The organism is Paractinoplanes toevensis (genome assembly GCF_018332695.1).
GTDB lineage: Bacteria > Actinomycetota > Actinomycetes > Mycobacteriales > Micromonosporaceae > Actinoplanes > Actinoplanes toevensis.
In genome coordinates this window covers 1-13,544 of record NZ_BOQN01000112.1, presented here as the reverse complement: position 1 = coordinate 13,544, position 13,544 = coordinate 1, and the positions used below count along the sequence as shown (strand labels likewise).

Below are 13,544 nucleotides of genomic sequence, written 5' to 3'. Positions count from 1 at the left end.
CTCCTCGACGCCGGGTAGAACCCGATTACCGGGCGTTCCCCATCGACGGCGAGATGTTAGCCCAAGTAGGCCGTCTACCACGAGCGGTCGAGACCAGCATCTACCTGCGACTCGTTACCGTCCGTTTCCCGCCATAAGCCACCCGTGGAGGCCAGGCCGACCGGACCGAAAGTCGGATCTTGGACTGACCGGGAGACTCTTTTCGCGACTAAATCCCGCTTTACTAGGGAAAATCGGAAGCTTCGCTAGTTCAACGTTCTGAACGTCTACTCGGGAGAGATCTACCAACTGTCGTCATCCGGTCACTGATCGAGACGAAGTCCGTCACGCAGCGATGATCTTTAAATAGTGGCCTTATGACAAATGTTGAAGGATCTAGCAGTGCAACCCCATCTGAACGGGTGACCCCCTCGGCTTTTCAGCCAGTTCCGCGTGCCAAATTTTACCGGCCCGCGTGTCAGCCCAGGAGCACGCCCTTGACCAGGTCACGCGCCGGTGAGGGCATCGCGCCCGGAGCCCGCGCCGGCAGCCCGGCCGGCACCGGCATGTCCCCGCCGCGCACCGCGCCCAACTCCGCCAGCAACGCCAGGACCGGCGCCAGCTCCTCGTAGAGAACCAGCACGACCTCGCCCGGGCGGGCCAGCCGGATGGCCGTGCTGATCGCCTCGGCGTAACCGTCCTCGCGCATCGACATCAGCTTCGGCCGCCGGGCGCGCATCTCCCGCTCGACGAGGGCGGACACCTCCCCCGGCTCCCGCCCGCGCGGGTCCTCGTCGTCGTAGAGCACGGCCCGGCCCACGCCGTCGGCCACGACCTGCGCGCAGGCCGCCAGCAGGTCGTCGCGCCGGTCACCGGGCAGCGTCACCGCGGCCACGCACCGCTCGGCTCCCCACAGCCGGTGCAGGGTCCGCAGCGTGGCGGCCAGGGCGGCCGGGTTGTGCGCGTAGTCGACGAACACCGACACGTCGCCGACCCGCATCAGGGTGGCCCGGCCCGGGTTGGCGACCGGCGGATCGAAATCGGCGAGCCGGCGAGCCACCGACTCCTGACCGGCCCCCAGTGCCCGGGCGGCCGCGGCGGCGGCCAGGGCGTTGGCCGCGGCGTGCAGGGCCGCTCCCCCGTACGCCCCGGGCAGGTCGGCCAGCCGCAGCAGGGGTGTCCGGCGGGCCCCGGTCGCCTGCATCAGCCAGCCGTCGTGCAGGAGATAGGCGGTGCCGCCCTTGGCGAGATGCTCGACCACCACCGGGTGCCGCGGGTCGAGACCGAACCAGACGACCCGCTTGCGGTCGGCGCGCACCCGCGGCCGGTCGACCAGCGACCGCACCCACGGGTCGTCCACGTTGAGCACGAGCGTCCCGCCGTCCCGCACCCTCTCGGCCACCAGGGCCTTCACGTGCGCCAGGTCCTCGATCGTGGCCAGCCCGTCCTGCCCGAGGTGATCGGCCGTGATGTTGGTGATCACGCCGACGTCCGACCAGTCGTACCCGAGGCCGCGCTTGAGCAGCCCGCCCCGCGCGGTCTCCAGCACCGCGGCCTGCACACCCGGGTCGCCGAGGACCATCTGCGCCGACAGCGGCCCGGTCGCGTCGGCCCGGAAGATCTCCCGGCCGTCGATGCTGACCCCGTCGGTGGTGGTGAGCCCGATCCGCTTGCCGGTGTCGGCGAGCAGGTGCGCGGTCAGCCGGGCCACCGTGGTCTTGCCGTTCGTGCCGGTCACCGCAGCGGTCGGGATGCGGCCGTCGGAGCCGGCCGGGAACATCGCCCGCACGATCGCGTCGCCCACGTCGTGCGCGCGGCCGCGCACCGGGGCCAGGTGCATCCGCAGACCGGGCACCGCGTTCACCTCGATCACCCCGCCGGTCACCTCGTCGCCGTCGCGCACCGGCGGCAGCGGCTCGGCGATGTCCGGCAACCGCAGGTCGATCCCGCAGATGTCCAGGCCGACCAGCGCGGCCACCCGCAAGCAGAGCCGGATCACGTCGGGGTGCACCCGGTCGGTGACGTCGTGGCTGGTGCCGCCGGTGGACAGGTTGGTGGTCTCGCGCAGCCACACCTGCCGCCCGGTGGCCGGCACGAACGACAGGGTGAGCCCCTGGTGCTCCAGCACCCGCAGGGCCGCGTCGTCCACGGTGATCCGGGTCAGCACCCGGGAGTGGCCGGCGCCGCGCCGCGGGTCGGTGTTGGTGCGGTCGACCAGCTCGGCCACCGTGCTGCGGCCGTCGCCGACGACGTGCGCGGCGATCCGCTCGGCGGCCGCCACCACTTCACCGGCCACCACCAGCACCCGGTAGTCACGGCCGGTCAGCTGCCGTTCGATGACCACGTCCTCGCCGGCCGCGCTGAACGCGTACGCCGTCTCCGCCCCGGTCGTGACGCTGAGGGTGACCCGGTCGCCCTGCCGGCCCTGCCGGGGTTTGACCACGACCGGCGCACCGAGGTCGGCGAAGAGCCGGGCCGCCTGAGCGGCGGTGCGCGCCACCCCGCCGGCCGGGATCGGCACGCCGGCCTCGCTCAGCAGCCGCCGGGTGATCTCCTTGTCGCCGGCGATGTCGATGCCGACGCCGCTGGTGCGGTCGCTCATCGCGGCCCAGGCGAGCCGGCGCCGGGTGCCCCAGCCGAGCCGCACCAGGCTGAGGTCGCCGCAGCGCTCGACCGGGATGCCCCGGCGGCGGGCGGCCGCGATGATCGCCCGGGTGCTGGGCCCGGTGGCCTCGCGTTCGGCGAGAGAGGCGATCGAAGCGAGGGCGGCCGCCGATCCATGCTGCATCTCCGGCACTCCGGCGGCGGCGGTGGCCAGCGCCACGCTGGAGAAGGAGCGCCCTTCGGCGATCTCGGTGACGAGATCGACGGCCGTCGCGAGCAGATCGCCGGGCACGGTCGAGGTGACCGGCTCATCGATCGGGCATTCCAGAATCAATTGATAGACGTCCGGTTCCTCGGTCGACACCGTCCGGCCGAAACTCACGTCCCGCCCGATCAGCTGGGACAGTTCCAGGCAGACGTGCTCGGTGACGTGGCCGAAGTAGGTGCCGCCGCGCAGCCGGCTGACGAACCCGCCGGGCGCACCGGCCGCGCAGTGGTGTTCGGCCAGTCCGGGCAGCGCACGCAGCAGCCGTTCCGGGAAACCGGTGATGTCGGACGTCTCCCGGCCGGTCAGGTCGCCGAGCCGCAACCGGGCGACGACCGCCGGCCGGGACAGGTACACGTTGGGTCCGCGCAGGCGGCGCAGGCTTTCGATCTTCATCCGACTCCCCGTTCGGCCGCGGGTTCGTCGACGACCGGCCGGCGTCCCGTGAGATGGAAGGTGTGCCCGGCGGGCAGCACGTGGATACACGCACCGGCCAGGGTGATCGGGCCCCGGTCCGGAACCCGGATGTCGGTGGCGCCGCCGGCGTCGACGACGGTGACCGCGCCGCTGCCGAGCACCTCGAAGCAGTCGCCGTCGGTGAGGATGGCGGTGTCCTCGTCGATGCCGAGGCCGAGCTCGTGCGGGTAGAGGGCGACCGCGCTCAGCAGCCGGTTGATCCGGCCGCGTTCGGCGAAGTGCTGGTCGATCAGCACGCCGGGGAGGAACTCGAGGCCGGGCCCGGTGCGCACGGCGGCCCGGTTGACGCCCGGCGCGTCCCCCTCGGCGATCATCGTGCCGGACATGGCGGCCGCGCCGGCGCTGGTGCCGGCCAGGATCACGTCGCCCGCGGCCACCCGGGCCTGCAGCAGCGAGTCGGTGGTCGTTCCGCCGATGACCGAGGTGATCCGCTCCTGGTCGCCGCCGGTGAAGAAGACACCGGTGGCGCGGTGCAACGCGGGCTGGTCCCGGTGGGCGTCGGCCCGGGTGGTCAGCCGCAGCGGGACGACCTCGCCCGCGCCGAGGGCGGTGAACGCCTCCCGGTGAGCGGTCTCGGCGGCGGCGGGCGCCGAACTGGCCGTGGCGATCACCACGATCCTCGCCCGGCCGCCCCCGGCCAGCTGGACGAAGCGGGCGAGCAGCGAGGGCCCGGCTGCGCCACCGATGATCAGGAGCCGGCCGTGACTCGACACCGTTCCCCCTCAGAAATGCAGCCAACATCCCTGAGGTTAAACGGAACAAATACGAAACATCCGCCTAATGCTGGTAGTCCGCGGGCAGCAGGTGGGTAACCTCGGCCGGCCCGCGGGCCAGGGCCACCGCCCGCTCCTCGACCCCCTCGTCCCGCTGGGTCAACCGGCCCTCGTGCTGGCGCAGATGCTCGGCCCACGTCGGCACCTGGTACACCTCGACGAACTTCGCCGGGTCCGCGCCGTCCCGGAACAGCCCCCACCGGGTCGCACCGGTCCGCTGCCGCGACCCGCGCAGCTGCCGCATCGCCGCCCGGAACGCGTCCACGTTCGCGTCGTCCACCCGGTAGACCGCGGTGACCAGCACCGGCCCCTCGTCCAGGTGCGGTTCGAGCATCAGATGCGGCTCGGCCCAGTAGACCGCCGGGCTCCGATCGGTGCCGTCCACCTCGTGGACCGGCCACCAGAGGACGGTGACCGTCCCGGCCAGCATCAGCGCGGCCGCCGCGAGGAAAGCCGCGTCCAGGCCGAAAGCCGTGGTCACCTGGCCCCAAATCAGCGCGCCCACCGCCTGCCCACCCGCGAACACCACCTGGTAGATCCCGAACCCCCGGGCCCGCACCCAGTTGGGCAGGAACAACTGCAGGGTGGCGTTCATCCGCGACACCAGCGTCATCCAGGCGAGGCCGGCCGCCACCAGGGCGACCGCCACCGGCAGGAAATGCGGCACCAGGGCGACGACCACCAGGGCCAGGCCGTAGACGACGCCGGCCAGGACGATCAGCCGGTTCGGGCTCAGGTGCCGCCGGATCCGGGGCATCAGCAGCGCCCCCGCGATCGCGCCCACCCCGAGCGCGGCCAGCAGGACGCCGTAGCCGCTCGCCCCCATCGCGAGGTCCTGGTGCGCGACCAGCGGCAGCAGACCCCACACCACGCTGCCCGGCAGCACGAACAGGGCCACCCGCAGCAGCAGCAACCGCACGGTCGGCGAGTAGCGGACGTACCGGCCGCCGGCCCGCAACGCCGACCCCAGGTGCTCCGGATGCGAGTCCGGCACCTGGGCGGGCCGCCGCCACCAGGCCAGTGCCGCCGCGAAGACGGCGAACGACAGCGCGTTGAGCCCGAACACCGCGGCCGACCCGATGTGCGCCACCAGCAGGCCGGCCACGGCGGGCCCGGCCGACCGGGCCAGGTTGGTGTTGACCGCGCCCAGGGCCGACGCCGACGGCAGTTCGTCCCGCGGCACCACCTCCGGGATCACCGCCTGCCAGGTCGGCAGGGTCAGCGCCTGCCCGACCCCGAGCAGGAACGTGAAGACCAGCAGCAGCGCCGGCGGCATCAGGTCGAGCCAGGTCAGGACGGTCAGCACCGCGGCGACCGCGAACAGCCCGACCTGCACGGTCAGCAGCAGCCGGCGCCGGTCGAACCGGTCGGCGAGCGCCCCCGAGGGCAGCGCGAGCAGCAGCACCGGCAGCATGGTCACGGTCTGCACGAGGCTCACCCAGGTGGCCGGGTGCGGCTCCTTCACCACCAGCCACTGGGCGCCGACCGTCTGCATCCAGGTGCCGACGTTCCCGGCCAGGACCGCCACCCACAGCACGCGGAACACGGGTTGGCGCAGCGGCGCCCAGGAGGAGGTCACAGCGAATTTTCTACCGCCGGGACGCGCCCGGTCCCGGCCGGGGTACCACCTCGCGCACGTCGTCGAGCCGGTGCCCGGCCGAACAGTGGATCTCCGCGTGCACCTCCGCCTCGCAGTCGCGGTGGGTGAACTTCAGCGGCGGCCCGCCCGGATCGGCGAAATACCGGTTACCCCACTCCAGCAGCGTGATCAGCACCGGATAGACGTCCAGGCCCTTGGCGGTCAGCCGGTACTCGTGCCGTTCCCGCGCCCCCGGCTCTCGGTAGGGCACCCGCCGCAGCATCCCGTGCTCGACCAGCGCGGCCAGCCGGTTGGTCAGTACCTGCCGGGGGATGCCGGTGCGCACCCGCATGTCGTCGAACCGGCGCACCCCGTTGAAGACCTCGCGCAACACCACGACGGTCCACTTCTCGCCGAGCACCTCCATGGCCCGCCCGATCGTGCATCCGTCGATGGACCAGTCGAGGGCCGTGGGATTCATGACAGCCAGGCTAGGTCTGCTTGACAGACGCAGCAAGCGCGGGCGAGGCTGCGTCCATGACGCAGACCCAGGAGCGCACCCGCACGTTCGGCTGGTCCGACCCGTCACTGCACGCGAACCAGATCGGCCGCCGCAGCGGGCTGGACTTTCTGCGGGCCATGGCGACCGGCGAATTTCCCGCCCCGCCGATCATGAATTTGGTCGACCTGGCCGGCATGGAGGTCGAGGAGGGCTCGGTCACCGTTCACCTGGACCCGCAGGAATTCCATTACAACCCGCTCGGCAGCATGCACGGCGGCGTCATCTCGACAATGCTGGACACGGCCGCCGGCTGCTCGGTGCACAGCACCCTCCCGATCGGCGTCGGCTACACCAGCCTCGATCTCTCGGTAAAATTCCTCCGGCCGATCACCATCGCCACCGGCCGCATCACCTGCAAAGGCGCGGTCCTGCAGAAAGGCCGCCGGACCGCTCTCGCCGAGGCCCGGCTCACCGATTCGGCCGGCCGTCTCCTGGCCCATGCGACAAGCAGTTGCCTGATCTTCGAAATGCCTTCATAAGTACGGGCATCAAAAACCGTCCCGTTGTTTCCGGCCCGCCGGGCGGTGGGTTACGGCCGTTCCCCGCTACCGGCCCATTCCCGGTGGTCACCCAAAACCCAGCCGGGGCCGAGAGGGCCGCCGACAGGGGTGCCGGCCCGCGGCGCACGACTCTCCCGCTCAGCGACATCGGCCTCTCCCGACAAGCCCGCCGACAGCCGATCGGCAGGCAGTCAACGAGCCTGAGCGGGCATGTCCTCCATCTCGACGACCACGGCGGTGATGCCCGCCTCGGCGCGGGTGGCATGGTCGACACCGGCCCGCCACAGGATCGCCTGGCCCGCGCCGATCGGCTCCCAGTCGTCATCACCGGTCCGCACCGCGCCCCGGCCGGCGGTGACCAGGAAGAGTTGATCGGCCGTGGCCGGATGCCGCCCGATCTCCCCACCGGCCGCGACATGCAGCACGGTGACCTCGACGGCGGCCCCCCGGACCAGCTTCTGCGCGGTCAACCCCACGCTGCCGTAGGCGTCCACCGGCCGCCCTACCGAGACATCGAACGAGAAGATCCCCATCCCGGGCACAGTAGTGAAAGAAAGCGCGACCACCGGGGCCGGGCCGGAAGCCGGGAACGGCCGCGACCCACCGCCCGGCGTGGCCGCGAACAACGGGACCGTTTTGATGCCCGTACGGTCAGCGATTTTGGCGTAGGCGCCGGGCCTCGCGCTTTTCCTCGAAGCGGGCCGCCTGGGTTTCGAGTTCGTCCATGTGGGCGGCCAGTTCCTCGCGTGCCTTTTCGCCCTCGGCGCCCAGGTCGGTGCGGCCGAAGATGTTCCATTGGCGCAGGACCGGCTGCAGCACCTCGTCGCGGTGCTGACGCAGGTCGTAGATGCCCGCCAATGCGATGGAGAGCGCCTTTCGCTGGAAACCCTCGATGTTGGCGCCGGGCATCTGGAAGCCGGCCACCACGTCGGTCACCGCCTGCATCGCGTGGTCGGGATCCAGGTCGAAAGCGGCGGCCAGCAGGTTTCGGTAGAAGACCATGTGCAGGTTTTCGTCGGCCGCCACCCGGGCCAGCAATTGCTCGGCGATCGGGTCGCCGGTGGCCTTGCCGGTGTTGCGGTGCGAAATGCGGGTGGCCAACTCCTGGAACGCCACATAGGCGATGGAGTGCATCATTTCTTCGGGGTGGTCGTTGTTGTAGCCCGCCTGCATGTGGACCATGCGGGCCCGTTCCAGAGCGATCGGGTCGACCGCGCGGGTGACCGTCAGGTAATCGCGCAGTGCGATGCCGTGCCGGCCCTCCTCCGCCGTCCAGCGGTGCACCCAGGTGCCCCACGCGCCGTCGCGGCCGAACAGCGTCGCGATCTCGTGGTGGTAGGACGGCAGGTTGTCCTCGGTCAGCAGGTTGACGATCAGCGCGGTGCGCGCCACGTCGGGCAGCGGGGAGTCGGTCGGCTTCCAGGGCTCGCCGTTCAGGAGGCCGTCGTAGGTGCGGCCCTCGCTCCACGGCACGTACTCGTGCGGAAACCACTCCTTGGCCAGCGACAGGTGCCGGTCGAGGTTGGCGGCCACTACGGGTTCCAGCTCGATGAGCAGGGCGGTCTGGTCCACGTTCACTCCCCTACGGTTGCGTAACCTACGCAACCGTAACCTCTTACCCGCCGGTATCCGAACGGGGCACGCAATTCACAGCTGACTCTCCAGTGGCACGCGTAGACCATCATGGATGGCTCAAACGACCTGGGAGGCAGCAGTGTTGCGACGCGCCCTGACCGTTCTGACCATTTTAGCCGTCGTCATCGCCCCGGCCGGGCCGGCGGCGGCCCAGACCGACACGTTCGGCCGGACCCTGCAGGAACAGCTCGACGCGGTGCACACCGCCGGCATGCCGGGCGTGTTCGCCGAGGTGCGCGACGGCCGCCGCACCTGGACGCCGGCCGCCGGCGTCGCCGACGTCGCCACCGGTGCGCCGGTGCGGGACGGCATGCGACACCGGGTGGGCAGCATCACCAAGACCTTCGTGGCCACCACCATGCTGCAGCTGGTGGGTGAACGCCGCGTCGCGCTGGACGCACCGATCGGGCGCTATCTGCCCCGGGGCCTGGTCCCGGCCGATTTGTCCAAGCAGGTCACCGTGCGGATGCTCCTGCAGCACACCAGCGGCATCGGCAACTACACCAGCGAAATCATCAAGACCGAAGAAGACATCATCACGATGGGCCGGACGATCTACACCCCCGAGCAGCTGGTTCATCTCGGGCTCGTCGCCGGCCCGACCAACGCACCCGGGGAAACCTGGTCCTACTCGAACACCAACTACATCCTGGCCGGGCTGATCATCGAGCGGGTCACCGGAAACCGCTACGAGTCCGAGGTGAGCCGGCGGGTCCTGCGGCCGCTCGGCCTCACCGGCACCTACTTCGAGGGGGCCGACCCGAAGATCCGCGGGCCGCACATGCACGCGTACGTGCCGTGGATCGACGGCACCCTGAAGGACTTCACGATCTACAACATGACCTGGGGCTGGGCGGCCGGCGAGATCGTGTCGACCGCGCACGACCTGGACGTCTTCTACCGGGCGCTGCTGAGCGGGCGGCTGCTCCGGCCGGCCCTGCTGGCCGAGATGCAGAACACCGTGCCGCAGTTCCCGGAGGAGCCGGCGGCCGGCGGTTACGGACTCGGCCTCTACTGGGTCGACCTGCCGTGCGGGCGCTTCTGGGGGCACGACGGCGGAACGATCGGGCACCAGACGATCTCCTGGCACAGCCCGGACGGGCAGCGCCAGGTGTCGTACGCGCACAGCATGGCGTTCTACGTCAATCCCGCGATCGACGAAGCGGTGGCCAACTTCCTGATCACCGCTCTGTGCGGTGGGCCGTCGCAACTCAAGGCGGCGACGGCCCGGCCGCGAACTATCGAGGCTCTCCACTGATCGACGGGTGCAGGTCGGCGTCCGGCGGCTGCCACGCGGTGACGTCGGCGTCGACCTGCTCCCCGGAACGGATGTCCTTCACCGTGTCCGGCTCGCCCGGGAACCACACGTAGGGAATGCCGCGCCGATCGGCGTACTGGATCTGCTTGCCGAATTTCGCCGCCGCCGGCGCCACCTCGGTGGGAATGCCGCGACGGCGCAGCGCGCCGGCGATGCGATCGCAGGCGACCCGCTGATCCTCGTGCGGCAGAGCGACGAGTACGGCCGTGGGCACCGACCGGGACACCGTCAGCGCCTGCTTGCCGAAGAGCACGCCGAGCATGCGGGACACCCCGATGGAGATGCCCACGCCCGGGAAGCGTTCCTTACCGGAGGACGCGAGGTTGTCGTAGCGGCCGCCCGAGCAGATCGAACCGAACCGCTCGTAGCCGCGCAGCTGGGTCTCGTAGACCGTCCCGGTGTAGTAGTCGAGACCACGGGCGATCTTCAGGTCGGCGACGACCAGGCCGGGCGCGTGCTCCCGGGCCGTCTCGACGACCCGGAGCAGCTCGTCCAGGCCCTCGTCGAGCAGCGGGTCGCTGACGCCGAGCTTGCGGACCGCGTCCACGAAGGAGCCGTCGTCGGCCGAGATCGCGGCCAGCTCCAGGCAGGCCGCGGCCTGCGCCTCGGTGGCACCGGCCGTCTCGATCAGCAGCTGCCGGGTCTTCGCGGCGCCGATCTTGTCGAGCTTGTCCACCGTGCGCAGCACCTGGTCGGTGTCGGTGAGGCCGAGCCCGCGGTAGAAGCCCTCGCACACCTTGCGGTTGTTGACGAGGATGCGGGCCTGCGGGATCGGCAGACCGCTCAGAGCGTCCCCGATGACCAGCGGCATCTCGGTGTCGTAGTGGAACGGCAGCGATTCGCGGTTGACCACGTCGATGTCGGCCTGCAGGAACTCGCGGTAGCGGCCCTCCTGCGGCCGCTCCCCCCGCCACACCTTCTGGATCTGGTAGCGGCGGAACGGGAACTGCAGCTTGCCCGCGTTCTCCACGACGAAGCGGGCGAACGGGACGGTCAGGTCGAAGTGCAGGCCGAGCTGATCCTCGCTCTTCTCATCCTCCGAACCCTGCAACCGGTGCAGCAGGTAAACCTCCTTGGAGGTCTCCCCCTTGCTCAGCAGTGTGTCGAGAGGCTCGACCGAGCGGGTCTCGAGCGGGGCGAAACCATACAGCTCGAACGTCGACCGGATGCGGTCGATGACCCGCTGCTCGATCATGCGCTGCGCAGGCAGCCATTCAGGAAAACCAGAGATAGGCACGTACGTTGCTCCTAGAGTCCGCGACCGGGCGCAGCGGTCAACTCCCGCAGGTACGGGTTCGTCGCGCGCTCGCGGCCGATGGTGGTGGCCGGTCCGTGGCCGGGCAGCACGACGGTCTCGTCGGCCAGCGGCAGGATCTTGTCCCGCAGGCTGACCATCATCGTGTCCGTGCTGCCGCCCGGCAGATCGGTGCGTCCGATGGATCCCGCGAAGAGGACGTCGCCCGACAGACAGAGCGGAGCGTCGTCCCCCGGCAGGCGGAACAGCACCGACCCGCCGGTATGGCCGGGTGCGTGGTCGACGGTGACCTCGATGCCGGCCAGGCTCAGCGTCGCGCCGTCGGTCAGCTCGGCGACGTCGTCCGGCTCGGTGTAGGGCAGGCGGCCACCGAACAACTGGTTCAGGTCCATGCTCAAGCCCTTGGACGGATCGGCCAGCATCTCCCGGTCGGCGGGGTGCACGTAGGCCGTGATGCCGCGGGCGCCGCAGACCGGCGCGACCGAGAACGTGTGGTCCAGGTGCCCGTGCGTGAGCAGCACCGCGGCCGGGTGCAAGCGGTGCTCGGCGAGCAGCTCGTCGAGCTGGTCGAGCACGCCGATGCCGGGGTCGACGATCAGGCACTGCTCGCCCGGCCCCACAGCCACCACATAGCAATTGGTGCCGAAGGCCTGTGCCTCAACGCCGGTGACGAGCACGCCACGACCTCTCTGCAGATCCGGAGCAAATCGTAACGAGCCTAGCCGGGCGGGGGCACACCACTTTCTCAGGAGGTACCCGTACACTCTTGCGGGCATGTGACTAGGAACATGAGGAAGGGCAACGTTCGGTGACTTCCAGTAAGGACCGGCAGCGCAAGCTGGCACGGGCCAAGCACGATCGGCAGTTGGCGCGGCGTGCCGCCAAGGAGCGTCGCAGGCGACGCATCTATGCCGGCGTTGGTTCGGGTGTCGCGGTCCTGCTGATCGTCGCGGGCATCGCCTGGATCGGCGGCGCGTTCGACTCCGACGACAAAGCGGACACGGCCGCGCAGGACGTGTGCGCCTGGACGCCGCAGAGCGCGACGACGAACACCAACCTCAAGGACGTCGGCACTCCGCCCACCACGGACATCCCGACGCTCGGCACCGACACGATGACCATCAACACCGACCAGGGCGACCCCATCGTCGTCGCGCTGGACCAGGAGAAGGCGCCGTGCGGCACCGAGGACCTCCGGTACCTCGCGGGCAAGAAGTTCTACGACAACACCACGTGCCACGAGATCACGACGTACGGCGCGATCCGCTGCGGCGACCCCAGTGGCACCGGGCTGGGCGGCCCGACCTACAGCGTCTACAGCGAGAACACCCCGGCCCAGCCGGACCCGTCGCCGAGCACCGGCGCGGCCACGGCCACCACCCCGCTCTACCCCAAGGGCACGGTTGCCCTGCTCGGCAACCCGCCCGGCACCAACGGCAGCCAGTTCCTGATCTTCTTCAAGGACTACTCGCCGGCGTCCCCGGAGTACTCGATCGTCGGCACGGTGACCGCGGGCATGGACACCGTCACCACGATCGGCAAGATCCCCACCGTCGATGACTCCGCCGGCGACAAGATCAAGCCCAAGACGAAGATCACGATCAAGAGTCTCACCGTTGGCGATGCCGCCGCAGCCTCCGCGGCGCCGTCGGCGAGCGCACAGTCTTAAGTCCCCCAGGCCGAACACAGCAGGAGGAACACCGTGTCGTCGATCAAGGACCGGCAACGCGCGGCGGCGCGGGCCCGGCTCGAGAAGGAGATGCAGGAACGCGCTGCAGCCGCTCGCAAGCGCCGGCAGAAGCAGGCGATCATCGGCACGGCGCTCGCCGTCGTGGTCATCGCCGGCGCCGCGGTCTGGATCGTCACCGCGCTCAAGGACGACAAGAAGACCACCAGCACGGCCGGCAGCGCCGTGCCGGCCGGCTCCGTCGCCTGCACGTGGACCCCCGACACCGGCGGCGGCAAGGTCAAGGATGTCGGCACCCCGCCCACCACGGCGCCCAACACCGGCACCGCGACCCTGACCATGGACACCAACCTCGGCAAGATCGTTGCCACCCTGGACAAGTCCAAGGTCCCCTGCACCACCGCCAGCTTCACCTACCTGGCGAGCAAGAAGTTCTGGGACAACACCAAGTGCCACCGCCTGGTCAACGAGGCAAGCTTCAAGGTGCTGCAGTGCGGCGACCCGTTCGCCACCGGCAAGGGCTACCGCGAAACCGACGGGCAGGGCGGCCCGAGCTACACAATGGGCGAGGAAAACCTCCCGACCGACACCAACAAGCCGTACCCGGCGGGGTCGATCGCTATGGCGAACACGGGGCAGGCGGGAAGCACCGGTTCGCAGTTCTTCATCTGCTCGGAGGACACGCAGCTGCCGGCCAGCTATACGCTGCTCGGCACCATCACCACTGGTCTTGACCTGGTCAAGGGAGTGGTCAAGGCCGGGGACGACGGCGCTTTCGCCTCGTCTGCCGGTGGTGGGCATCCTAAGAAAGAGCTCGACATCAAAGCTCTGACGATGTCCTGATTTTTGAGCTTTTGAGGGAGGGCGGGGCCTTTGGCTTCGCCCTTTTCTTGCGCTGGGACGGTTGTGG

The 13,544-nt window shown here is 70.2% G+C and carries 12 protein-coding genes; 4 read left to right on the top strand and 8 right to left on the bottom strand.

Annotated features, from left to right (window positions below):
* Positions 1-457: 457 nt before the first annotated feature.
* The 4 genes from cphA to Ato02nite_RS40080 all read right to left on the bottom strand — a co-directional run bounded on the left by cphA (position 458) and on the right by Ato02nite_RS40080 (position 6,158).
* Entirely contained in the window at positions 458-3,244 is a 2,787-nt protein-coding gene (gene cphA / locus Ato02nite_RS40095) for a cyanophycin synthetase (protein ID WP_213011936.1), read from the bottom strand.
* Positions 3,241-4,038 (bottom strand): cyanophycinase, encoded by a 798-nt coding sequence (locus Ato02nite_RS40090; protein ID WP_213011935.1) that lies wholly within the window; start codon positions 4,036-4,038, stop codon positions 3,241-3,243. The genes cphA and Ato02nite_RS40090 overlap by 4 nt, the downstream gene beginning before the upstream one ends.
* Before the next feature lie 64 nt (positions 4,039-4,102).
* On the bottom strand, positions 4,103-5,677 hold the full coding sequence (locus Ato02nite_RS40085) for an MFS transporter (RefSeq protein ID WP_213011934.1): 1,575 nt from the start codon (positions 5,675-5,677) through the stop codon (positions 4,103-4,105).
* Positions 5,678-5,687: 10 nt separating this feature from the next.
* Positions 5,688-6,158, bottom strand: coding sequence for a winged helix-turn-helix transcriptional regulator (locus tag Ato02nite_RS40080; protein WP_213011933.1), 471 nt, complete (start codon positions 6,156-6,158; stop codon positions 5,688-5,690).
* Between the two features lie 56 nt (positions 6,159-6,214).
* Here Ato02nite_RS40080 and Ato02nite_RS40075 point away from each other — a divergent pair, with 56 nt between their 5' ends.
* On the top strand, positions 6,215-6,718 hold the full coding sequence (locus tag Ato02nite_RS40075) for a PaaI family thioesterase (RefSeq protein WP_213011932.1): 504 nt from the start codon (positions 6,215-6,217) through the stop codon (positions 6,716-6,718).
* Positions 6,719-6,930: 212 nt separating this feature from the next.
* On the opposite strand, the gene Ato02nite_RS40070 is transcribed toward Ato02nite_RS40075, so the two are convergent.
* A complete protein-coding gene (locus Ato02nite_RS40070; protein WP_213011931.1) occupies positions 6,931-7,272 on the bottom strand; it encodes a cupin domain-containing protein in 342 nt (113 codons plus the stop codon).
* Between the two features lie 118 nt (positions 7,273-7,390).
* Positions 7,391-8,317 (bottom strand): acyl-ACP desaturase, encoded by a 927-nt coding sequence (locus Ato02nite_RS40065; RefSeq protein ID WP_213011930.1) that lies wholly within the window; start codon positions 8,315-8,317, stop codon positions 7,391-7,393.
* 136 nt (positions 8,318-8,453) lie between these two features.
* On the opposite strand from Ato02nite_RS40065, the gene Ato02nite_RS40060 reads away from it, so the two are divergent.
* On the top strand, positions 8,454-9,632 hold the full coding sequence (locus Ato02nite_RS40060; RefSeq protein WP_213011929.1) for a serine hydrolase domain-containing protein: 1,179 nt from the start codon (positions 8,454-8,456) through the stop codon (positions 9,630-9,632).
* On the opposite strand, the gene hisS is transcribed toward Ato02nite_RS40060, so the two are convergent.
* A complete protein-coding gene (hisS, locus tag Ato02nite_RS40055) occupies positions 9,613-10,929 on the bottom strand; it encodes a histidine--tRNA ligase (RefSeq protein WP_213011928.1) in 1,317 nt (438 codons plus the stop codon). The two genes, Ato02nite_RS40060 and hisS, sit on opposite strands and share 20 nt — an antisense overlap.
* A gap of 11 nt (positions 10,930-10,940) precedes the next feature.
* Positions 10,941-11,624 carry an MBL fold metallo-hydrolase gene (locus Ato02nite_RS40050; protein WP_213011927.1) on the bottom strand — a complete coding sequence of 228 codons (684 nt, stop codon included), beginning with the start codon at positions 11,622-11,624 and terminating at the stop codon, positions 10,941-10,943.
* Positions 11,625-11,755: 131 nt separating this feature from the next.
* Here Ato02nite_RS40050 and Ato02nite_RS40045 point away from each other — a divergent pair, with 131 nt between their 5' ends.
* On the top strand, positions 11,756-12,616 hold the full coding sequence (locus tag Ato02nite_RS40045) for a peptidylprolyl isomerase (protein ID WP_213011926.1): 861 nt from the start codon (positions 11,756-11,758) through the stop codon (positions 12,614-12,616).
* A gap of 33 nt (positions 12,617-12,649) precedes the next feature.
* Positions 12,650-13,477: a peptidylprolyl isomerase gene (locus tag Ato02nite_RS40040; protein WP_213011925.1), complete on the top strand. Its 828-nt coding sequence runs from the start codon at positions 12,650-12,652 to the stop codon at positions 13,475-13,477.
* The last annotated feature ends 67 nt before the right edge of the window (positions 13,478-13,544 follow it).

Coding starts and splice junctions, on each gene's coding strand:
- cphA (WP_213011936.1), bottom strand. CDS start 3,244: ATGAAGATCGAAAGCCTGCGCCGCCTGCGCGGACCCAACGTGTACCTG.
- Ato02nite_RS40080 (WP_213011933.1), bottom strand. CDS start 6,158: ATGAATCCCACGGCCCTCGACTGGTCCATCGACGGATGCACGATCGGG.
- Ato02nite_RS40075 (WP_213011932.1), top strand. CDS start 6,215: ATGACGCAGACCCAGGAGCGCACCCGCACGTTCGGCTGGTCCGACCCG.
- Ato02nite_RS40070 (WP_213011931.1), bottom strand. CDS start 7,272: ATGGGGATCTTCTCGTTCGATGTCTCGGTAGGGCGGCCGGTGGACGCC.